At 35.3% G+C, this 21,774-nt stretch carries 20 protein-coding genes; 11 read left to right on the top strand and 9 right to left on the bottom strand.

Annotation, left to right across the window (positions count from 1 at the left end; all coding sequences use genetic code 11):
• Positions 1 to 87: 87 nt before the first annotated feature.
• The 4 genes from M1D64_RS13165 (at position 88) to M1D64_RS13150 (ending at position 3,568) form a co-directional block, all read left to right on the top strand.
• Positions 88 to 1,545, top strand: coding sequence for a carbon starvation CstA family protein (locus tag M1D64_RS13165; protein ID WP_126424561.1), 1,458 nt, complete (start codon positions 88 to 90; stop codon positions 1,543 to 1,545).
• A gap of 193 nt (positions 1,546 to 1,738) precedes the next feature.
• A complete protein-coding gene (locus tag M1D64_RS13160; protein ID WP_002484368.1) occupies positions 1,739 to 2,302 on the top strand; it encodes a helix-turn-helix transcriptional regulator in 564 nt (187 codons plus the stop codon).
• A 109-nt stretch (positions 2,303 to 2,411) separates the two neighbouring features.
• A complete protein-coding gene (locus M1D64_RS13155) occupies positions 2,412 to 3,170 on the top strand; it encodes a MerR family transcriptional regulator (RefSeq protein ID WP_002484367.1) in 759 nt (252 codons plus the stop codon).
• A 302-nt stretch (positions 3,171 to 3,472) separates the two neighbouring features.
• Positions 3,473 to 3,568, top strand: coding sequence for a type I toxin-antitoxin system Fst family toxin (locus M1D64_RS13150; RefSeq protein ID WP_002441941.1), 96 nt, complete (start codon positions 3,473 to 3,475; stop codon positions 3,566 to 3,568).
• Positions 3,569 to 3,874: 306 nt separating this feature from the next.
• On the opposite strand, the gene M1D64_RS13145 is transcribed toward M1D64_RS13150, so the two are convergent.
• The 4 genes from M1D64_RS13145 to M1D64_RS13130 all read right to left on the bottom strand — a co-directional run bounded on the left by M1D64_RS13145 (position 3,875) and on the right by M1D64_RS13130 (position 6,648).
• Positions 3,875 to 4,012: a hypothetical protein gene (locus tag M1D64_RS13145; RefSeq protein ID WP_002484366.1), complete on the bottom strand. Its 138-nt coding sequence runs from the start codon at positions 4,010 to 4,012 to the stop codon at positions 3,875 to 3,877.
• A 244-nt stretch (positions 4,013 to 4,256) separates the two neighbouring features.
• The gene (locus M1D64_RS13140) at positions 4,257 to 4,412 is read right to left on the bottom strand and encodes a FeoB-associated Cys-rich membrane protein (RefSeq protein ID WP_480977519.1); all 156 of its coding nucleotides are present in this window, start codon (positions 4,410 to 4,412) and stop codon (positions 4,257 to 4,259) included.
• A gap of 12 nt (positions 4,413 to 4,424) precedes the next feature.
• Positions 4,425 to 6,419 carry a ferrous iron transport protein B gene (feoB, locus tag M1D64_RS13135; RefSeq protein WP_115347603.1) on the bottom strand — a complete coding sequence of 665 codons (1,995 nt, stop codon included), beginning with the start codon at positions 6,417 to 6,419 and terminating at the stop codon, positions 4,425 to 4,427.
• On the bottom strand, positions 6,412 to 6,648 hold the full coding sequence (locus M1D64_RS13130; RefSeq protein WP_037539168.1) for a FeoA family protein: 237 nt from the start codon (positions 6,646 to 6,648) through the stop codon (positions 6,412 to 6,414). The genes feoB and M1D64_RS13130 overlap by 8 nt, the downstream gene beginning before the upstream one ends.
• Before the next feature lie 376 nt (positions 6,649 to 7,024).
• Here M1D64_RS13130 and M1D64_RS13125 point away from each other — a divergent pair, with 376 nt between their 5' ends.
• On the top strand, positions 7,025 to 7,324 hold the full coding sequence (locus M1D64_RS13125; protein WP_011304021.1) for a hypothetical protein: 300 nt from the start codon (positions 7,025 to 7,027) through the stop codon (positions 7,322 to 7,324).
• 466 nt (positions 7,325 to 7,790) lie between these two features.
• Here M1D64_RS13125 and M1D64_RS13120 read toward each other — a convergent pair whose 3' ends face one another.
• Positions 7,791 to 8,624, bottom strand: a complete 834-nt coding sequence (locus M1D64_RS13120; RefSeq protein WP_041080289.1) for an aldo/keto reductase — start codon at positions 8,622 to 8,624, stop codon at positions 7,791 to 7,793.
• Positions 8,625 to 8,916: 292 nt separating this feature from the next.
• On the opposite strand from M1D64_RS13120, the gene M1D64_RS13115 reads away from it, so the two are divergent.
• From M1D64_RS13115 to M1D64_RS13090, 6 genes are all read left to right on the top strand, one after another.
• Positions 8,917 to 10,338, top strand: a complete 1,422-nt coding sequence (locus M1D64_RS13115; RefSeq protein WP_115353154.1) for an APC family permease — start codon at positions 8,917 to 8,919, stop codon at positions 10,336 to 10,338.
• A 598-nt stretch (positions 10,339 to 10,936) separates the two neighbouring features.
• Positions 10,937 to 12,511 (top strand): fatty acid degradation protein FadX, encoded by a 1,575-nt coding sequence (gene fadX / locus M1D64_RS13110; RefSeq protein WP_002484361.1) that lies wholly within the window; start codon positions 10,937 to 10,939, stop codon positions 12,509 to 12,511.
• Between the two features lie 17 nt (positions 12,512 to 12,528).
• Positions 12,529 to 14,055: a long-chain-fatty-acid--CoA ligase FadD gene (fadD, locus tag M1D64_RS13105; RefSeq protein ID WP_002484360.1), complete on the top strand. Its 1,527-nt coding sequence runs from the start codon at positions 12,529 to 12,531 to the stop codon at positions 14,053 to 14,055.
• 90 nt (positions 14,056 to 14,145) lie between these two features.
• Positions 14,146 to 15,354, top strand: a complete 1,209-nt coding sequence (fadE, locus tag M1D64_RS13100; RefSeq protein WP_011304013.1) for an acyl-CoA dehydrogenase FadE — start codon at positions 14,146 to 14,148, stop codon at positions 15,352 to 15,354.
• Positions 15,355 to 15,412: 58 nt separating this feature from the next.
• Positions 15,413 to 17,671: a 3-hydroxyacyl-CoA dehydrogenase/crotonase FadB gene (gene fadB / locus M1D64_RS13095; RefSeq protein ID WP_115353152.1), complete on the top strand. Its 2,259-nt coding sequence runs from the start codon at positions 15,413 to 15,415 to the stop codon at positions 17,669 to 17,671.
• Positions 17,672 to 17,702: 31 nt separating this feature from the next.
• Positions 17,703 to 18,887 carry a thiolase family protein gene (locus tag M1D64_RS13090; protein ID WP_002484357.1) on the top strand — a complete coding sequence of 395 codons (1,185 nt, stop codon included), beginning with the start codon at positions 17,703 to 17,705 and terminating at the stop codon, positions 18,885 to 18,887.
• A 250-nt stretch (positions 18,888 to 19,137) separates the two neighbouring features.
• On the opposite strand, the gene M1D64_RS13085 is transcribed toward M1D64_RS13090, so the two are convergent.
• From M1D64_RS13085 to M1D64_RS13070, 4 genes are all read right to left on the bottom strand, one after another.
• Positions 19,138 to 19,602: a DUF4188 domain-containing protein gene (locus M1D64_RS13085; protein WP_011304010.1), complete on the bottom strand. Its 465-nt coding sequence runs from the start codon at positions 19,600 to 19,602 to the stop codon at positions 19,138 to 19,140.
• Between the two features lie 6 nt (positions 19,603 to 19,608).
• Complete coding sequence (locus M1D64_RS13080; protein ID WP_002484355.1) at positions 19,609 to 20,067, bottom strand: DUF3021 domain-containing protein; 459 nt, start codon at positions 20,065 to 20,067, stop codon at positions 19,609 to 19,611.
• Positions 20,064 to 20,504, bottom strand: coding sequence for a LytTR family DNA-binding domain-containing protein (locus tag M1D64_RS13075; protein WP_002484354.1), 441 nt, complete (start codon positions 20,502 to 20,504; stop codon positions 20,064 to 20,066). The genes M1D64_RS13080 and M1D64_RS13075 overlap by 4 nt, the downstream gene beginning before the upstream one ends.
• A gap of 191 nt (positions 20,505 to 20,695) precedes the next feature.
• Complete coding sequence (locus M1D64_RS13070) at positions 20,696 to 21,763, bottom strand: WD40/YVTN/BNR-like repeat-containing protein (RefSeq protein ID WP_115347599.1); 1,068 nt, start codon at positions 21,761 to 21,763, stop codon at positions 20,696 to 20,698.
• Positions 21,764 to 21,774: the final 11 nt, after the last annotated feature.

Here is a 21,774-nt window from a genome sequence, read left to right as displayed (position 1 = left end):
TAAAAAACAAATGTAATATTGTGAAATTTTACCATTTATGATTAAATTAAGAAAACGCTTTCAAGTTATCTAAGGGGGAATGGTAACATGATTACTTTTATTGTAGCTATTATTTTATTGGTGGTGGGTTATTTCACTTATGGAAAATACATAGACAAAATGTTTGGACCAAATAAAGAGCGACCCACACCAGCGTATGATCAAAGAGATGATGTTGATTATTTACCAATGAAAACGCGATCTAACTCGCTTATACAATTGTTAAATATCGCAGGTGTTGGACCTATATTTGGACCTATTATGGGAGCACTTTATGGACCCATAGCATTTATTTGGATTGTTGTAGGCTGTATCTTTGCAGGGGCAGTACATGATTATCTGACCGGTATGATTTCAATTAGAAATAAAGGGGCGCACTTACCAGAACTTGCAGGGAAATTTTTAGGTCAAGTGATGAAGCACTTTGTTAATATATTTTCTATTTTATTATTACTCTTAACAGGAACTGTATTTGTGACTAGTCCGGCACTTCTATTACATAATTTAATGGATGGACGCATTGCACTGGGTATTATTATTTTTGTTATATTTGTGTATTATATATTATCTACAATTTTACCTATAGATAAGATCATTGGTAGAATTTATCCAGTGTTTGGCGCATTATTATTAGTGAGTGCGGTAGGTATAGGTTTCCGTCTTATTCAAACAGGAGCACCTATTCCAGAACTAAATTTTAGTAATATGCATCCTGATGGGGCGCCAGTATTTCCATTACTATTCTTTACAATAACTTGTGGTGCATTGTCTGGATTTCATGCGACACAGACACCGATTATTTCTAGAACAACAAATAAAGAACACAATGGTAGATTCATCTTTTACGGTATGATGATTGCGGAAGGTATCATAGCAATGATTTGGGCTGCAGCAGGTATGAGTTTATTTAATGGCTATAATGGTTTGAATGATGTCTTAGCACGTGGTGAAGCTGCATTAGTAGTGAGCCAGGCATCACATCTATTACTGGGCTCTGTATTCGGTACAATCGCCGTGTTAGGTGTTATCATTTTACCAATCACTAGCGGGGATACGTCTTTCAGAAGCGCTAGAATGATTATTGCAGATTATTTAAACTATGGTCAGCGAAATATTGTTAAACGTATTATTGTAGCAGTACCATTGTTCGTTATTAGCTTTGGTCTTACACAAGTTGATTTCACGATTCTATGGAGATATTTCTCTTGGGCAAATCAAACAACAGCGGTTGTTGCACTATGGGTAGGTGCGATGTATCTATTGATTGCGAAAAAGAATTTCTGGGTGGCAGCAATTCCAGCTGTGTTTATGACATGGAATATTTTTACTTATATTTTAAGTCAGAAAATTGGATTGGGTTTAGACCTCAATTTAAGTTATATCATAGCCTTTGTGCTAACGATTTTATGGGTAGCTTATTTCAGTTATCAATACAAAAAAATCACAGCAGGTGCTAAATTTGAATTGGATTATCAAATACCTTATAAGCAACAACAAACAACATAATATTATATTAAAGGATAGGGGCTTGCTAATATAACAAGTTTCCTATCCTTTGGTATGTCTAAAAGGTAGTCTTTATTCCCTGTGACAACAGTATGTAAAAATATTTAAGCATGGCAAAATGATGCAGATGTCAACGAACTTTGATAGTCTTATATTGAAAATCATCATAATCTCTACTTAAAGGAGCAGAACAATGAATTTAGGACATCAAATTAAATATTATCGGCAACGCGATCATTTATCTCAAGAAAGTTTAGCTGAAAAATTATATGTTTCACGACAAACAATTTCTAATTGGGAGAATGATAAAAGCTATCCAGATATTCATAATTTATTGATGCTAAGTTCATTGTTTGATGTTTCTTTAGATGACTTAGTCAAAGGAGACGTGGAGATTATGGAGCGTAAGTTGAAAGAAAGCAGATTTAATCTATCCTCGCATTTAATGATATGGCCGATGTTGATAGCAGGAATATTAATTGGACCTGCGATGTATTACTGGGGAGCATTTGGTTTAATACTAGAAATATTATTATTAGGTACTGGTATTATTGCATCATTTAAGGTAGAGCGTTTTAAGAAATCATATCAAATACAAACCTATGATCGTATCGTAGCTTTTATGAATGGAAAGGAACCAAATGAAGTACATTCATCTAATTTAAGAAATTTAATTACTTCGATATATAGTTTCGTATTAGTCGTGGGTATTTTTATCGCAGTTGTATTAATTAGTATATATCTATTTAAGCCATAAGTATGATATAAAACATGTGGATGATAGTTCGATTTTTAAAAATTAGAAATTTCTCCTTGAGGTTGACGTAACGTAAGGGTGTAACGTGTTATTTGTCAGGAGGTGAATTATGGAATATACCGTAAGTCAATTAGCTAAACTATCAGGTGTAAGTCCTCGCACATTGCGCTATTATGATCAAATTGGATTGCTTAAACCAGATAGAATCAATTCACCAGGATACCGGATATATGGCAAAGAACAAGTAGACATGCTTCAACAAATTATATTCTATCGAGAGTTGGATGTAAGTATTGAAGAAATAAAGAACATCGTTCAACAACCTGGATTTGATCAAGTAACTGCTTTAGAAAATCATTTTCAAAATTTAAAACAAAAGCGTGCACACCTCGACAAAATTATAGAAACCGTTGAAAAAACCATTGCGTATACGAGAGGAGAAATTAATATGCAAGATAAAGAAAAATTTGAAGGATTGAAAGTACAAGCAATTCAAGAAAACGAACATGAATATGGTACTGAAATCAGAGTAAAATACGGTGATAAGTCTGTAGATGAAAGTAATGCAAAATTTAAAGATATGACTGAAGCGGAATATAATGAATGGCGTAAATTAGAGAATGAAATTATTGAGTTATTACCCAAAGCATATCAAACCGGCGATCCATCATCTGAAGTTGCGCAAATGTTAGCTGCGAAGCATAAAGCATGGTTAATGTATACATGGTCTGATTATACTAAAGAAGCACATGCAGGTTTAGCTGAAATGTACGTGGCTGATGAACGATTTTCTAGATATTATGATAAATATGTAGAAGGTGGTGCTCAATTTTTAAGAGATGCCATAATCGCTTTTGTTAAGAAATAAAGATAGATAAGACGGCGGGGTGTCTTAGATAATATCTTTTGAGCTATAGATTATATATTAATTAAGAAGTTAGACAACACAACGTTGTTTAGCTTCTTTTTATTATTTCGGGATGGTAAAAGTAGGGAGTTAATCAATTTTAAGTTTATAGTTTTTGGTAGTAAAAGTGTTGGAAATGAGGCATTCTTTAATATGCTTCAACGTAGTTTAAGTAGGTACGCTGATACATTAGCAGGTGGTATAATAATAGAGTCGCCTTAACTTCCGGCGGGCGATATTTTCGGCGGAAGGAGGTGTTTAATATGCTTATGATCTTCGTTCACATCATTGCACCAGTCATTAGTGGCTGTGCAGTTGCGTATTTTACTTATTGGCTTAGTAGTAAACGCAATAAATAGAAGGCGACGTTAAGCGGCATCAAAAAATCCCCTCACTACCGCAAATAGTGAGGGAATTGGTGCTTATATGCATATAACCTTCGTTAATTGAATTGTAACATCATAGTGCGTAGGAATGCAAAATCGAAATTGTGAAATATAAATATTTAATATAAAGGGAATGGGATAGTAGAAATATATACTTAACTATTTAAGTGAAAGATTTTATATAACCTTTATAAGCGTAACAAAAACACATGCAATATTATGCATGTGTTTTAATTTTTTATTGACTTTATACCTAAAAAAACGAATGTGTATGATATATCACCAATTAATAAGACCTGAATCTAATTTATATGATTTAACAGCATTTTTGCTTTGTTTGTCTTCACTATTTGAACATGCTGCAGCTAAGAGGAGTGTAGAAATTAGTATGGCAATAACTTTAATTGCATTTTTCAATTGATTCCCTTCTTTCTAATTGTATAAATATAGTTTACGTTAATTGATAATAGTTATCAATTAAATGTTTTAAATATAAATTAAAAATATTCCGTAAAAAATATAAAACACCAAGTTTAATGGGTATTATTATATTGAAAAGTTGAGTTATTTTAATAATTTATATAAATAAAAAAGGTACGGTAGACATATGGCTATCTGCTGTACCTCTTTTTAAATTTCTATTTAATTGTTATGCCGAAAGTCATTTAAAGTTCACTTTTTCACTGGTGTGACGACCTTCTTTTATACCACAAGACGTACACTTACCGGCTTTTGATTTTTTCAAGAACCTAGTGAGCGCATAAATCGTGTAACTGAAAATAGCCACAATAATGAAGATGTTGATGATTAATGTCATAAAATCACTTCCTTACATAAATAGATGACCGATTTGATAGAATACCAGTGTCAAAACGTAGGCAGTAATCAGTGGATAGGCGACTGCGAAGACGGTCCATTTTATAGAATAGGTTTCTTTACGAATCGTTGCGACCGTGGATAAGCACGGAATATACAATAGAATGAAAATCATAAATGCATACGCTGATAAAGGCGTAAACTGGTGTTGAATAATATTAACTAATCCGGATTCATCAGATGCATAGATAATGGCCATTGAACTTACGATGACTTCTTTAGCAAGGAAACCAGGTATTAAAGTTGCGCCTGCTTGCCATGTACCGAAGCCTGATGGGGCGACTAAAATGGCAAAGAAGCTACCAATTGAATGTAAAAAGCTATCATCTACATCGACATTGAACCCACCCGGGCCAGTATAATTGAGTAACCAAATGACAACAGAACCAGCGAAGATAAAGGTACCGGCTTTTTTAACGAATCCTTTAGCTTTTTCCCAAGTACTTCTCCAAAGTGTTTTACCTGATGGCATTCGATATGTTGGTAACTCGACAATAAATATCGAATCATCATTTTTCATTACTGTTTTAGTAATCAGTACACTGGTAGCCAAGGCAACCACGATACCTAATACGTATAGGCTAAGGACGATAAGGGCTTGATGTTGTTCGAAAAATACACCAACAAATAATGCATAGACGGGTAAGCGCGCAGAACATGACATGAAAGGTGCGATTAAAATGGTTGTGAGACGTTCTTTTTCACTTTCAATACTACGCGCTGCCATAATGCTCGGCACATTACAACCAAAGCCAATAATCATGGGAATGAAAGATTTACCACTTAAGCCAAAGACTTCCATAATACGATCCATGAGCACAGCGATACGTGCCATATAACCTGAGTCTTCAAGTAAAGAAATAAAGAAGAACAGCACTAAAATTTGTGGTACGAATACAATAACCGCACCTACACCAGCGATAATGCCATCCGTAATTAAATCTTGTAAAAATGGAAATAATCCTATGTTATCCATGACGGATTTAACTGTGTCGGTGAGTGTACCACCTATGAATTCGTCGATTTGGTCTGATAGGGGTGTACCAACCCATGTAAATGTAATTTGAAATATCAGCCACATAATGCCTAGAAATATTGGAATACCTAAAATTTTATGAGTTAAAATTTTATCTAAGCGTGAAGAGAAATATTGACGGTCTTCGTCTGGATAAGTGATAGCACCCTCTAATAAATGGTCTATATAAGCGTTACGTTTTTGTTGGATTGTTTCTCTAATAGATAGCGTTAATGGAGCGGCTAATTGTTGACGTATAGGCGCTATGATATCTATTAAATTTGTTTCAAGGAGGTCTAGCACTTTGGGATTGTCTAACAAGAATTGAATGGCGATAAATCGATAAAGGTGTGATTCAAAGGTACAATGTTGTTTTAAATGTTGCATTATTTTAGTGATTGCTGCTTCAATATCAGCACCATAATCAATATGTAAAGGACGATGGTTAGATAGACGATGATCTTTTAAAGCATTTAATAATTGTTGTGTGCCTTTACCATTTCTTGCAATGATAGGCAGCAAAGGTAATTTTAATTTTTTAATCAATGCACTTTGATCAATATGAATGCCTCGTTTTGCAGCGACGTCTACCATATTTAACCCGATAATCATTGGTGCGCCTAATTCCATTAACTGTACCGTAAGTTGCAAGTTACGTTTTAATTGACTGGCATCTACGATATTGATCATGCCAGAAAAAGATTCGTTTAATAAATAGTCAGTCACTACGGTTTCATCTTTGGAGATCGGCGATAATTCATAAATACCAGGTAAGTCTATAAGATTCCCAGCATTTGATTTAAGACGTCCGACCTTCTTCTCTACCGTTACACCGCTCCAGTTACCAACGTATTCGTATGTACCAGTGAGTGCATTAAATAATGATGTTTTTCCTACATTAGGATTTCCAATAATACAGTAATGATTAGCCATGAGATTCCTCTAAGAAAATCTGACATGCGTCACAACCACGAATACTTAAATTTTGACCATTCATTTCTAAAATGCAGGGTCCCTTAAATAAACATTTTTGTTTGATTTTTATCTTGGTTCCATGAGTTAAACCTAATGCATGGAGACGCTGAAGCATGTGCTTGTTTCTAATTTTTAAATCAGTTACTGTGTAATTTTTTTCTAAAACGCCAGTCTTTAAATTCAACATATACATCACTCTTTCACAATAATAATCATTATCAATTATATAATTAGGTTTAGTACAATAGAAGTGGTATAAATATTAAATTTATGAACATTTTGTTAAACTTTATTGCTGTATGCATACAACTTTAACGTGGATAATGATATTAGAAAAAGGGTATAGAAAAGTGAGCAAAGAGATTGTATTTACTTATATGTAATATTACACTATAGATACTATCGAAATATGAAACAATAATGTTTTATCTTGAATATGTAATATGACTATACATAATGATTAACGGCAACTAGGTGATTTGATCTCAATCCAATAAGTAGCAGATGTGATAAAAATGAAGTTGATGTTTGTCAAATGCACATGAATGTTAGGAGGGATTCAAATGGCTATCCGTGAAAATAAACGTATTAAAGTAAAAAGAGTAAACGAAACACGTTCAAATGGTATTTCTGTCATGATTGAAGAAGGTGGATTGGGAGCCGATCAATACTATCAGATAGAAAAGCAAAATGCGAAGACCTCAGAAGAACATTTGCATCAATTTGAACATGAAGTCAGCGAGAAAAGCGACGTAGAATTGGTTGATTTATTAATTATTAATGCACAAGAAAGTACAAATCGTGAATATAATGAAGCATTAAAAGTGATACAGTTAGAAGTGTTACAACGCATGAAGCATTAATCGTATAGTGTACTGTATGACCTGCTGAAATAGAATACCAATAAACTTTGGAATGAAGTAACGATACGCTAAAGTTTATTGGTATTTTTTTAATGTTAAAATAAACGCGTATGAAGTATAACCTACAAATCTATTGTAAATTCAAAGAATTAGGGTGAACACATGTATAATCCTCAAATCAAAACATTTATTAAAGTTGCTGATTTAGGAAGTTTTAATTAATTACAGAATGAATAGCATCTTTTTTCAAAGACAACTTAGAATTGAAAATAACGGAGAGGGACAAAAATCCAATTTTCTAATAGAGATTTTGTAGTCCTACCTATGCAATCAAGGCAAGGATGACTAGAATTGAAAAAAGCTTGATACAAGGGTATTTTCAATTCAGTCATCTACTGCTTAATTGAAAAAGAGCCTTAGACATCATTAAATGTCTAAGGCTCTTTTATGAGGAAAAATGAGTATACTATCCGTTGAATTCTAAAGGATTTGGTCCAATTCTATGATCTTGATTTAACGCATCGATGCGCGCGATTTGTGCTTGCGTTAATGAAAAATCAAATATATTTATATTTTCTTCGATTCTATGTGGTGTGACTGATTTAGGTATAGTCACCACACCATGCTCAATATTCCATCTGATAACGACTTGAGCTGGGGATTTTCCAATTTCATCAGCGATTGCGACGATTGTCTCATCTGTAAGAATTTCAGCATTCATTAAAGGAGACCAAGATTCCATTTGAATAGATTCAGAAGCAAGATAATCTCTTAATGATTGTTGTATAAGGTATGGATGGAATTCCACTTGATCGATGACCGGTTTGATAGAAGTATGTGCTTTTAAAGTTTCAAGGTGTTCAATATCAAAGTTACTGACACCAATATTTTTGACTTTTCCATCATTATATAATGCTTCCATGCCTTCCCATGTTTTTATCATTAGCGACTGATCAGTACCTGGCCAATGAATAAGATAAAGGTCTAAGTAATCTAAACCTAAAAGTTTTAATGAAGTTTCATAACCTACTTGAACGTTATCTTTACCGTAGTGGTCTAACCATAATTTTGATGTGATAAACAAATCTTCTCTTTGAATACCAGCTTCAAGGATGCCTTCTTGAATGCCCTGACCGACCATTTCTTCATTACCGTATACGAAAGCAGCATCAATACTACGGTAGCCACTAACAATTGCATGTTTAACAGCATCCTTTGCCGTATCATTATTTTCCACTCTAAAAACGCCTAAACCTAGTTGAGGCATCGTATGTCCATTATTAAATGTTGTATATTGCATCAAAAAACTCCTTTTTATCTAAATTCGTAATATGACGATAATTATTATTTTAAAGGGCATACTTTAAAAAAGTAAGTACGCACTTTAAAGTACCCGTGCAATAGATAACGCCAAGAAAATAAGTGATGTAAAAAAGTCCCTGAATATAAGGTGGGTGATTAACGGATAACTTTGTAAAATATATGAAAATACAATAAAAGTTAATTCTTTCTTCAATAGCATATACATCAGATTCAAAAATCATTATACTTAAAAACATGTTTGTTTTAAAAATAGCAAGGAGAAGTAAAAAATGAATCTTATACAAAGCTTATTACGAAAAGAAGATGTATCTCGATATCAAAATAAAGATGCGCATCTAGAACGTACACTCCGTGTAAAAGACTTTTTAGCGCTAGGTGTAGGGACAATTGTTTCTACAGCGATTTTTACACTGCCTGGTGTTGTATCAGCAGATCATACGGGGCCATCTGTCAGCTTATCCTTTTTAGTGGCGGCGATTGTTGCTGCAATGGTCGCATTTGTCTATGCTGAAATGGCAACGGTAATGCCTTTTGCGGGTTCTGCATATACTTGGATTAGTATTTTATTTGGAGAGTTCTTTGGATGGATTGTTGGATGGGCATTAATTGCTGAATATCTGATTGCCGTATCCTTCGTTGCTTCAGGTTTTTCTGCTAATTTAAGAGGGCTGTTAGACCCCTTCCATATTTCATTACCGAATTCACTTTCTAACTCATTGGGTACGGATGGCGGTATCTTAGATTTGATAGCAGCAGTCGTCGTTGTTATTACTGCCTTGTTATTATCTCGTGGAACTTCTGAAACAGCACGTGTTCAAAATATATTAGTAGTACTTAAAGTACTCGCGATTTTTTTATTTATTATTGTAGGGGTATCAGTGATAAATCTTGGAAATTATGTTCCGTTTATACCTGAATATAAAGAAACTGCAGCAGGTGCATTTGGAGGATGGCAAGGTATTTATGCTGGAAGTTCAGTCATCTTCGTAGCATATATCGGTTTTGATTCAATAGCAGCTAATTCTGGTGAAGCGATTAATCCACAGAAAACAATGCCAAGAGGTATACTAGGTTCGCTACTGATTGCCGTAACGCTCTTTATTGTTGTAGCTCTTGTGCTAGTCGGTATGTTTGACTATAGTTCATATAAAAATAATGCAGAGCCAGTTGGTTGGGCATTACGTACAAGTGGTTATGGTACGATTGCTGTCATTGTTCAAGCCATTTCAGTTATTGGTATGTTTACTGCCTTAATCGGTATGATGTTGGCTGGTTCCCGTTTATTATATTCATTTGGTCGGGATGGTATCCTTCCGTCTTGGCTTGGAAAATTAAACAATAAAAATCTACCGAACCGTGCATTGATTGTACTTTCTATTGTTGCTGTAGTTATTGGTGCAGTCTTTCCGTTTGGTTTCCTTGCACAATTAATTTCTGCAGGTGCTTTGGTAGCATTTATGTTCGTTACGGTTGGTATCTATGCCTTACGTAAGAGAGAAGGAAAAGATTTGCCAATGCCAGCATTTAAACTACCATTTTATCCAATCATGCCAATCATTATCTTTGTGTGTGTATTCGCTGTATTTTGGGGCTTAAGTGGACAAGCTAAGCTCTATACATTGATTTGGTTTATCATTGGTATTGTGTATTATCTATTTTATCTAGTGAAAACGAATCGACAGCAAAAATAAGTAGTTCAAATAAAAATAAAATGATTCAATTGAGCAATAGCATTCACAGTAATTAACATTGAAGTTGCTATTGGTAGTGTAAGTTGAGTGATATTATAACCTTTATCTATAAGGCCCCTCGTTAATTTAGTTTAGTAGTATTTATTAAATTATACGAAAGGGCCTTATTTTTTTAAAAGCATTGTGATATAAAAGGATAACAAACTTATGCGAATGCTACAACTATATAAAATGTTTATAAAAGCAACGATGTATAAAAATAATTAATATTTTTGTAACGAAAATATTAATTAATATAATGTCGAAATCTAAGTTTTAAAAAAATAGAAATGCTGTAAATAATCACCATTAATATAGTAAATATGATGAGTCAAATAGACGAGATGTGTTAAAACATTGATTTGAATTTATTTATGCTCAAACCGCGTTATAAAGACATAAAATAGTTAATCTTGATTTGTAAAATTTAAAATTTTTGCATAATTTTCAAAAATAATGGTATATTACATGTAAGGGTTTATATTTACATAAAAAGGAGCGCTTTTTAAAGGGGAAAGCTTATAACAGATTGGATTAAATAAAGATAGGAGACACCTATATGAAAATTATTCCATTTTCAAAATTGACAAGCATCATTAATAAAGGTGATGTTATAGCTCTGGCAGCCTTATCAACGGCTAATTTACCAGCTGAGATACTCAAAACGTTAGTCGAATATAATGATGAAGATCAATCGTTTACAGATTTTACATTTATGTTAGCAAATGATATTAGTGATTATCGTGGCGATAGCTATGACTTAGATGCATTTACAACAAGGGGTATGATTAAGCGATTAATCACAAGTATCATCACAGCGTCACCGGCAACAATCAATGCAATGCGCAATAACGAGATCGAAGCGTATTACTTACCTCAAGGCGTGATTACCACGCATTACAGAAGTAAGACGCAAGCCTCACCAGGTACCATATCTAAAATTGGATTGAACACCAATGTAGATCCTAGGTATACAGGTGGTAAAGTCAATGAGCGCACGACCGAAGATTTAGTCTCGTTGATTGAAATTAATCATCAGACATATTTACAGTATGACTTTCCAGACATAGATATTGCGCTATTAAGAGGTACATATGCGGACATGGATGGCAACATATACATGACACATGAAGCACATCTTGGTGAAGGATATAGCTTAGCATTAGCAACACATAATAATCGAGGAAAAGTGATTGTACAAGTTAAAGCAGTTGTTCAAAATGGTAACTTTAATCCCAATGATGTATTTATTCCAGGAAAACTGGTCGATTATGTTGTTGTAAACACGAATCCTAAGCTGCATAGGCAAGTGATGCAAACGCAATATGATCCAGCACTATCAGGACATTATCAAATTACAGAAATGCGAGAACCATATATAGCATTAGGTACCCGTAAAGTGATTTTGAGACGTGCGGCTCAATTTTTATTAGAGGGTGACGTAATCAGTATTGGTTTTGGCATAAATAATGAATTATCTAATGTCTTATCGGAAGAACAAGTCAATCATTTAGTTCAGCCTAATATTGATACGGGCGTATTTGGTGGATTAATCAGTAGTCGAGAACACTTTGGTATGAATTACAACTTGAGTGCACGAATGAGACATGATATGACTTGGGATTTTATCTATAACAATGGCTTGGATGTTGCCTATTTAAGTTTTGCTGAAGTTGATCAGATGGGTAATGTCAATGTGTCTAAGTTTGGTGAAAAAATGAACGGCTGCGGTGGTTTTATAGATATTAGTCAAACAGTAAAGACAATTGTATTTTCAGGAGCGATGGTTGTTGGGGGTCAACTATCATACGAGAATAATAAAGTAACTGTAGAAGCGCAAGGACGCGCTACAAAATTTGTGGATAAAGTGGGTAGTATGGATTTCAATGCTGAAAATGCAATTAAATTTAATCAAGAGGTCTACTTCGTAACGGAACGTGCAGTATTTGAATTAACGCACAAGGGTTTAAAACTTATTGAGATTGCACCAGGTTTAGATTTAGAACAAGATATTTTAGCCAACATGGCTTTTAGACCGATTCTTTCTGATGATATCAAGCTAACACAGAGTGATATCTATCAAGCGCACTGGGGAGGATTGGCTCAAGCAATTAAGTCGGATTATCGTATTTAAATAAGGGGGAGAAAAATATGAACTACGACTGGATTAAAACAAGAGCAACGTTTGACGAACCAAAAGCAGCGGTCATTGATCCATTCAAAGGTACAGAATGGACATATCAAGATTTAAATATTAGAGCAGAGAACTTGGCGAATTATCTACAAGAACAAGGGGTTCAACGTGGTGATGTTGTTGGTATTTTTTCACCAAATGATGTTGCGCTATTAGACCTATTGTTTGCTTCATTCAAACTAGGCGCTGTGTATTTGCCCATTAATTGGCGATTAAAGACACAGGAAATTGAAAGCGTGATTGCTGATTCTGATGTGAAATTAATATTTTATTCAGCAAAGCATTTATCAAGTTTAGAAGGCATCGCAGATGAACTGATTCATATGGATATTGATTCTAAGACATATGATGATATCGTTGATCCAACCCATCATCGTCCTTTTACAACGGTTAGTGTTGAAGGTGATGATTTAGCATCTTTAATGTACACGAGTGGTACGACAGGATTACCAAAAGGCGTAATGTTCTCTTATGATTCATTTGTAAATAATCCAATTACCATAGCATTGACATACAAAGTATACGCATCCTATACAACCATTATTTCAACACCGATGTTTCATGTACTAGGATTTAATGACTTAACGATTCCATTATTAATGGCAGGTGGAACATTGGTATTACAACGGTACTTTAACGGTGAATCATTAAATGATTTAATGGCTCAATATCAACCGAATTTCTTAATTCAAATCCCAACGATGTACTACGCCATGTTGGTTGCTGACAACTTTGATTTAAAGAACTTTGCCAATATTGAATTCCTCATACAAGGGGGGGCAGCGCCTTTACCAACTGTACAGAAAAAATTTGTGAGCTTGGGAATTCCTATTATTACAGGTTATGGTTTAACAGAGGCACCACTTGTCAGCGTCAATACAGCAGCGAATAACGAACGTAAACCAGCGAGTATTGGGCAACCCGTGATGTTCACAGATATCCGTATCTTCGATGATCATTTTGAAGAAGCACAAGTTGGAGAAATTGGAGAACTGGGCGTTAGAGGTAATAATGTGACGCCAGGTTATTGGAATAAACCAGAAGAAACAGCCAAAGCATTTAGTGGTGAATTTTTCTTAACAGGAGATTTAGCCAAGATAGATGAAGATGGAGATGTTTATATAGTGGATCGCCGCAAAGAGATGATTATTACTGGCGGTGAAAATGTTCTCCCTTCCGAAGTTGAAAGGGTACTATCAGAACATCCACTTGTCGCTCAAGGTGTTGTGGTCGGTTATGATAGTCCGAAATACGGGGAGTCAGTTTCAGCAGCAGTTGTTTTAACAGAAGATGATCCAGATTTTGAACAGAAATTAGATGCACATATGCGAGAACATATTGCGGGTTATAAAATACCGAGATTGTATCTCAAATTAACACATATTCCATTAAACTCAACATCGAAACCAGATAAATTAGAAATTCAAAAATATATGAATGACAAAGCGCAAAAGCAAGACCAAAGTAAAGACGAATTAACATAACCCGTCGATTTGAAGCAGGATGTATTTAAAAGTTGGAAAAATTTTTAACTGTAAATGTAAGCGAAATCATAATAAATGGAGGTTTATATTATGCCAACAAAAGAAGAAGTAATCAAAGCATTATACCCAGAAGATATTTTAAGTATCGCAAAAGATTTAACGGAAGGAGAAGTGAAATTATTAAAACAACTTAACGATATGTTAGAAGAAAAATATCGTGATTCTGTTAATGAACATTGGTTAAATGCAACTGAGCCTGAAGACTATTTTGAGGAATTAGGAAAATTAAATTACTTCCAAAATCCATTGCTTTTTGAGGGACGTGAAGGCGAAAAAACGCCTAGCCAATTATTCCAATTCTTTATGTCGTATACAATAGCGAAATTTGATGTATCTCTAGCAACATTACTCGGTGTACACCAAGGACTCGGTCATAATTCATTTTGGTTTGGAGGCAGTAAAGAACAACAAGCTTACTATTTACCGAAATTACAATCACATGAATTACGTACCTGTTTCGCATTAACAGAACCCGAACATGGCTCTGATGTTGCTGGCGGTCTTGAAACCACTGCCAAACGAGATGGTGATAAATGGATTATCAATGGACAGAAGAAATGGATTGGCGGTGCCAATGTAGCAGATGTGATTCCAGTCTATGCAGTTGATGTAGAAACTGGCAAACCTAAAGGCTTTATTATCGAACCCAGTCAAGAAGGTGTCGAAATCGATGTGATTGAAAATAAAATTGCCTTACGTATCGTACCGAATACAAATATTCATTTGAACAACGTAGTCGTCAAAGAAGAACAACGTCTACAAAACATTAATAGCTTTAAAGATATTGCACGAGTACTTTACTCAACACGTGCAGGTGTTGCATACATGGCGACAGGCGCTATGGCAGGTGCGTTAAAAGCCACAACAGATTATGTAACGAAGCGTAAACAATTTGGTAAAGAAATTAGTAAATTCCAGTTAATTCAAGAGAAATTAGCCATGATGCAAGGAAATCTTGCACAAGCCATGGCAACATGTGCACAATTGGCGCGCATGCAGGCAAATGGAGAATATGATGAAGTGGCTACTTCTACAGCTAAGATGATGAATGCCTTACGTCTAAGAGAGTCTGTTGCGATGGGCAGAGGGGTTCATGGCGGAAATGGTATTCTAGCTGGTGAGTATGATATTGCCCGATTCTTTGCGGATGCAGAAGCTATCTACACATATGAAGGTACACATGAAATTAACGCACTTGTCATAGGCCGTGCATTGACAGGTGATTCCGCGTTTATCTAATAGATGAACGCATTGATATAACGCATTAATTCAGAACATTAAATTTGGAGGGTTTAGTATGACAATAAGAAAAGCAACGGTGTTAGGTGCAGGAACAATGGGGAGTCAAATTGCTGCGCTACTAGTCAACGCAGGATTAAAAGTAAAATTACTAGATATTGTGATTGACGAGAACGATCCAAATAAAATTTCAAAAAAAGCATATGAAATTATCACAAATCCTAAACGTCCACAATTATTCGATTTATCATTTGCCTCTAACCTGACGTACGGTAATTTTAATGAGGATTTAGCAGGGGAAGACGATGCAGATATCTATATTGAAGCAGTAAAAGAAGAAGTTGATATCAAACATCAAATTTGGAAAAAAGTGAAAGACGTGGCTAAAGACGAAGCAATATTTGCCACGAATACGTCAGGTATTCCAATCGAATCAATTGCAGATGTCTTTGAAGATAGTGACAAAGAAAGATTTTTCGGAATGCATTTCTTTAATCCACCACGCATCATGAAATTAGTTGAAGTGATTCCTAATAGCAAGACTTCGAAATCGGTTGTGGATCGCGTGCAACGTTTTGCGGAAGATGTGTTAGGTAAAGGTGTCATCGTTGCTAACGATGTACCTGGATTTGTAGCGAACCGTGTAGGTACACAAACAATGAACGACATTATGTATCGCGCAGAAGTACAAGGATTTTCAATCACAGAAGTAGATGCACTGACAGGTCGCAGTATCGGTCGTCCAAAAATGGGAACTTATGGTTTATCAGATTTGGTAGGTCTTGATATCGCGATTGCAGTTATTAAAGGACTACAACAAATACCTGAAGAACAACCATTCTTCCATGATGTGAAACTATCCGAAAAACTTGCAGAAAAAGGTGCACTCGGCAATAAAACAAAACAAGGATTCTATAAAAAGGTAAACAAAAAGCGTTACGTCTTTGATCCTAAACAAAATGATTATGTTGAGCCACAGAAACCACAATTAGAAATATTAGGTCAATTCGGCAAAGATTTAGCTAAAAATTTAGATGTCATTTTTAATGCACAAGATGATGCTGGTGTGTTTTTATGGGAGACGCTAAGAAATAACTTCTATTATTCAGCAATTAATGTACCTAAAGCGGCAGAATCTTTCAAAGACATTGATAGAGCGCTTGTATGGGGCTTTAACTGGAAACAAGGTCCATTCCAATTATGGGATTTAATGGGCTTCGAACGTGTGAAAGCACGTATGAAAGAAGAGATAGGACAGTTACCTGATTGGATAGAGCAACGCAATGAATCATTTTATGCGCAAGGTGAGTCTATCGAGCGCATTACGCCCGTAGCGGAATATGTTGATCAAGAATTATGGGATAGATCAGATTCTAATCTGTCTGTAGCAAATAAAGATCAATTATTATTAAAACTACAAAGTAAGAATAATGTTATTTCAAATAGCTTCCTGGATGACTTACTTGAAGCTATCGATACATTAGAGCGTGAAGACTATAGTAGCATGGTGATTTACGCAGGTGGATTTAATTTCAGTGTCGGTGCAAACTTATTCCAAATGAAACAAGCACATGAAGAAGGACGCGTTGTAGAAGAAGTCGGTGCAGCCGTTGAGCAACTGCATCATGTCTTTGCAAGATTAAAATATGCGCTTAAACCGATTGTTACAGCTGTACAAGGTAAAGCGCTTGGTGGTGGCTGTGAACTTGTACTACATTCACCAATTGTTGTTGCTGCCAGTGAATCATATATTGGTCTAGTTGAGACAGGTGTCGGATTATTACCTGCAGGTGGCGGTCTTGCAGAGTTAACAGATAGAGTCTTGCGCACAAATCATAAAAATGATGACAAACAAAAATCAATTACCGATATACTCATGCAAATCGGTTTTGCCAAAGTATCAACTAACGCATATGAAGCGGTTAGATATGGTTATTTAAGAAATACAGATACAATTATTTTAAATACAGAAAAACGTGTCGAAGTTGCTTTAAACCGAGCGCGTTACGAATCGCAAACAAATTATATTCCAACACCAAAAGCACAATATATTGCTTTAGGTAAAGACTTTAAAGCGCTGGCAGAAGGACAATTGGATGCGCAGCGTATAGGTCATTTCATTAGTGACTATGATTATGAGATTACGTTGAAAGTGGCTGAAGTATTAGGCGGTGGGGATATTCCTCGTAACACATATATCAATCAAAGATATTTGCAAAAGCTTGAAAAAGAGAGATTTTTAGAATTGTTACAAAACAAAAAAACATATGACAGAATTTCTCATATCTTAGAAACTGGTAAACCACTACGCAACTAATTATGAATCAGTACAGGAAGGGTGAATTTAAATGCGAGACGCATATATAGTAGCTTACGGACGTTCAGCAGCTGGCAAAGCCAAAAATGGTGCTATGGCACATGAAAGACCAGATGAGGTTGCTGCAAAAGTATTAAAAGGTGTATTAGAAAGAGTCGGTGGTTCGTTTGAACCGAGTATGGTTGAAGATGTCATTGTAGGGAATTCATTCCCAGAAGGTTTACAAGGGCAAAATATCGCTAGAACCATTGCTTTGCTAGCAGGTCTACCGAATGAAGTGCCAGGTCAAACGGTCAATCGTTATTGCTCATCAGGACTTCAAACTATTGCACATGCAGCAAATCAAATTATTGCCGATCAGGCAGATGTGATTGTCGCAGGTGGTATTGAATTGATGAGCGCTGTGCCAATGGGTGGTAATGAACCAACGAATAATCCGATTCTTCAAGATGAAGATTCAGGCGTTTCATACCCGATGGGACTTACAGCGGAAATGGTAGCAGAAACATATCATGTTTCTAGAGAAGATCAAGACGCATATGCAGTTCAGAGTCATCAACGCGCAGCAGAAGCGCAACAATCTGGTAAATTTGATGATGAAATTATACCTATTGAAGTCAATCAAGTAACATATGACGACAATGGACCTGTTGTTAGTAAAGCAGTATTTAAAGAAGATGAACTCATTAGACCAGATACAAATAAAGAAACTTTAGCTAAATTACCAACTGTATTTAAGGCTGACGGTACAGTGACGGCAGGCTCCTCGGCCCCATTAACAGATGGCTCAGGTTTTGTCGTTGTGATGTCTGGTGAAAAAGTGAAGGAGCTAGGCGTAGAACCTATTGCACGCTTTGTTGGATTTAAAGCAGTAGGGGTAAACCCTAAATTAATGGGTATCGGTCCAGCATATGCGATTCCAGAAGTATTGGAACAAGCTAACTTAGACGTTAATGATATTGATTTAGTAGAATTAAATGAAGCATTTGCTTCTCAAACATTGGCTTCTATGAGAGAAGTGGGATTAGATGCTGAGAAGACGAATGTGAATGGCGGTGCCATTGCACTTGGACATCCACTTGGTGCTACAGGTGCGATGTTAGTAGGACGCTTATTGTCTGAAATGAAGAAACGCCCAGAAACACGTTACGGTATGGTTACCATGTGTATCGGTGTAGGTATGGGCGCAGCTGGAATTTTTGAATATGTGAGATAGCACATGGATTAGTAAATGAAGTTATAACAATAAATAAAATATTTGGGATATAAACATTTCAAAATAAAAACGACAATTTCTGCAGTAATGGAAATTGTCGTTTTCTTTTTATGCGAATGAGATTTATGAATTTCAGTAAAAGATGCTATCGCTATCTCGTAATAAATGATGGTTATTGTGACAGTACGTATGCCTTTGACATTTCAACTTCAACTCTATGATTATGATATCGTTTGATTTAAAATACGCGTTAAGTATGTTTTTTTAGTCGTTGTTTTGCAGTATGTGTGGCTTTGCTTACAGGTTCATTACCGAGTGCTTTGCCGAGACCGAAATCAGGCATATTGATATAAATATTTTCATATTGATGGGAATCTACATTATATGTTTCATGGTAAAAACCAACGGCTTCATTATGCTTTAATTTTTTCGAGAATTTGCGCCAAGCTTTTAAATGTACAGGCATTTTTGCATAACTAAGCAATTTTTCGTTTGTTTCCCAATATTGAACGATCATAACACCACGATATTTAAACAACATTTCATAAGATAAACAACCGAGTGATTTATCCTTTGATAATTCGGAGAGCATTGGTGGCATAGCTAAAAGTACAGGCAACCAGTGATGAACTTTATACCACTTGTTGATGTGAAGACCAATCAAAAATACAGTGACCGATTCATTAGGTAGTACAGTATAACGACCTTGATTCATATCAAATCATCCCTTCCGTTTTGAGAGCATGGCATTAATTTCGTCTATATCTTGTTGATTACGTCTTGTTTCAATACCCCAAATGATAAAATAAACAATTGTATAAATGACCACAAATAGTATGATTGCTGAAAGTTTAAGAGGAAACCATCCAGCTAATATAGCCAGTGGGAACATGATGATGAGCATTAAACTAAAGTGAGTTAATGTTTTAAACCATAATGTCTTTCGTGAATTCGAAAAGATAAGCGCGCCATAACTGAATGTGATACCGATTAATGCCCATATCACAACAGCAATAAACATAATTTGTAATTCAGTTAAATGTGCAAAGTAAATGCTACCCATCGTTGATTCTGGAGAAACTGGATGAAATTGGTGGTGCGCAAATAGTGTTGAAAATATTAAAGAGACAAAGACGCCAATCGTAATACCAATGGTTCCACCGTGAAAGAATCGTTTCATAGCTTTAAAGCCTCCTTAATTAATGGTAAGTATCTTCTAGAAGAGTACGTAAATGATTGATCAGTAAAACGAATTTCAATCGTGCCATTTTTATTTAATGTTAGATAATCAATGAAGTTCACATTGATGATTTCAGATTTTGAAATTTGTAGAAAGCTATGATTAAGCTGTGCTTTTATTTCGTATAAACGTTGATTCATCGTATATTGACGTTGAGCGGTGATAACATTTAATATCTTATTTTCTATCCGAAAACAAATGATATCTTGTGGTTTAAGATAATAGATGGTTTCGTTGTATTTTCCGGGAAATAATATATTTTGAGATAATTGTTGAATTGAGTTGATAATATCTGATAAATTGTTGGCATCTTTATGCGCGTATAGTATGATTTCATCTTCGTCTAATGTTTGATCATAAACAACCTTTACTTTCATGTTCAGTCCCTCCCCTTACATTAAGTAAAACAAATTTTTGATTGTAATACTATATAGAACAGGCAAGTGGCTTCTATATGAAGCTAAGTGGCGCGATTAAGGGTAAAAACGTGTAAATAAAAACACCCAAAAGATTGAATTTATCATACAATCTTTTGGGTGTTTACTTATATCATCTATACTAACATTACTTAGTCTAAAGTGATCAATTGATAAACATGTTGCTCTGTTAATTCATTTGTCCATGTTATGTTCAAAGGATGCCAACTTTTACCACCATTGTCGGAAGAGAAGATACCTTTATTATTCGCAATATAAAAGATACCATCTCTTTCAGTGACAGCGGAGATAAGCGTGCCATTTGTGGAAGGTAAGCCTTCAGTTGCTTCAATCCAGGCATTATCTTGTGATTTATCAATAGCATAAATGGTTGAAAATGTATGACTTCCATAACTGTGGGCATTCATTGGCGAATTTGATGTTGAGATGACGATATTCTCAGCATTATTTGAATTGATTGCCAAGCCATAACCATATCTATGCTCAATGCCAACTATAAATGTTGTCCATGTTTTACCGTAGTCATCACTTTCAATAAAGGTATCTCTACCACCATTTAAAAAGGCATCTCCGAGAACGCCATATAATTTGTTGGGATGTTCGTCATGACTTTTGAGTACGTGAATATCGATAGGCGCATGATCCGTTTGCGGTACTTCCCAATGTTGTCCAGAATCTGTAGATTGAATCAAACCACCAGCCTCAATTGTAAGAGAAATGATATTGGGCGAGCGATGATTGTTATCTAACCATTTAACGTGATGTGTGTGCGGTCTTGGAGGGAAAAACCATTGTTCTTTTCCAGGAATATGTGCGAAATCTGTCAGTAATTCAAATGAGTCACCTTGATCACAGGAAATAAAGAGTGCACTTGGTTCTGTACCTACTAATACCGCACCAGTATTGTTACCTGTATCTATGACTGAGACTGCAGTAATGGATGTCATAGGAATGTCTTGCTTTTTAAAAGGACTATTATACGTAAAGCGTGTGCCAATAGGTAACCATGAATCGCCTTTGTCCACGCTTTTCCACAAACCGCGATCAAACGTGCCACAATATAATATGTCAGGATTGAATGGATCCTGAGCGATGGCGATGGGGTTCATTCCTTCTAGTTTCTTTTCTATATGAAAACGACCATTAACTTGTTTAACTAATAATAGTGTATTTGCATATGTTGCTATGAATTGACTCATCAGATTAGCCC

The sequence above is a fragment of the Staphylococcus sp. Z5-21 genome (assembly GCF_056529615.1).
This window is presented reverse-complemented; position numbering and strand designations above follow the sequence as displayed.

Coding starts and splice junctions, on each gene's coding strand:
- M1D64_RS13165 (WP_126424561.1), top strand. CDS start 88: ATGATTACTTTTATTGTAGCTATTATTTTATTGGTGGTGGGTTATTTC.
- M1D64_RS13160 (WP_002484368.1), top strand. CDS start 1,739: ATGAATTTAGGACATCAAATTAAATATTATCGGCAACGCGATCATTTA.
- M1D64_RS13155 (WP_002484367.1), top strand. CDS start 2,412: ATGGAATATACCGTAAGTCAATTAGCTAAACTATCAGGTGTAAGTCCT.
- M1D64_RS13150 (WP_002441941.1), top strand. CDS start 3,473: ATGCTTATGATCTTCGTTCACATCATTGCACCAGTCATTAGTGGCTGT.
- M1D64_RS13140 (WP_480977519.1), bottom strand. CDS start 4,412: ATGACATTAATCATCAACATCTTCATTATTGTGGCTATTTTCAGTTAC.
- feoB (WP_115347603.1), bottom strand. CDS start 6,419: ATGGCTAATCATTACTGTATTATTGGAAATCCTAATGTAGGAAAAACA.
- M1D64_RS13130 (WP_037539168.1), bottom strand. CDS start 6,648: ATGTTGAATTTAAAGACTGGCGTTTTAGAAAAAAATTACACAGTAACT.
- M1D64_RS13125 (WP_011304021.1), top strand. CDS start 7,025: ATGGCTATCCGTGAAAATAAACGTATTAAAGTAAAAAGAGTAAACGAA.
- M1D64_RS13120 (WP_041080289.1), bottom strand. CDS start 8,624: ATGCAATATACAACATTTAATAATGGACATACGATGCCTCAACTAGGT.
- M1D64_RS13115 (WP_115353154.1), top strand. CDS start 8,917: ATGAATCTTATACAAAGCTTATTACGAAAAGAAGATGTATCTCGATAT.
- fadX (WP_002484361.1), top strand. CDS start 10,937: ATGAAAATTATTCCATTTTCAAAATTGACAAGCATCATTAATAAAGGT.
- fadD (WP_002484360.1), top strand. CDS start 12,529: ATGAACTACGACTGGATTAAAACAAGAGCAACGTTTGACGAACCAAAA.
- fadE (WP_011304013.1), top strand. CDS start 14,146: ATGCCAACAAAAGAAGAAGTAATCAAAGCATTATACCCAGAAGATATT.
- fadB (WP_115353152.1), top strand. CDS start 15,413: ATGACAATAAGAAAAGCAACGGTGTTAGGTGCAGGAACAATGGGGAGT.
- M1D64_RS13090 (WP_002484357.1), top strand. CDS start 17,703: ATGCGAGACGCATATATAGTAGCTTACGGACGTTCAGCAGCTGGCAAA.
- M1D64_RS13085 (WP_011304010.1), bottom strand. CDS start 19,602: ATGAATCAAGGTCGTTATACTGTACTACCTAATGAATCGGTCACTGTA.
- M1D64_RS13080 (WP_002484355.1), bottom strand. CDS start 20,067: ATGAAACGATTCTTTCACGGTGGAACCATTGGTATTACGATTGGCGTC.
- M1D64_RS13075 (WP_002484354.1), bottom strand. CDS start 20,504: ATGAAAGTAAAGGTTGTTTATGATCAAACATTAGACGAAGATGAAATC.
- M1D64_RS13070 (WP_115347599.1), bottom strand. CDS start 21,763: ATGAGTCAATTCATAGCAACATATGCAAATACACTATTATTAGTTAAA.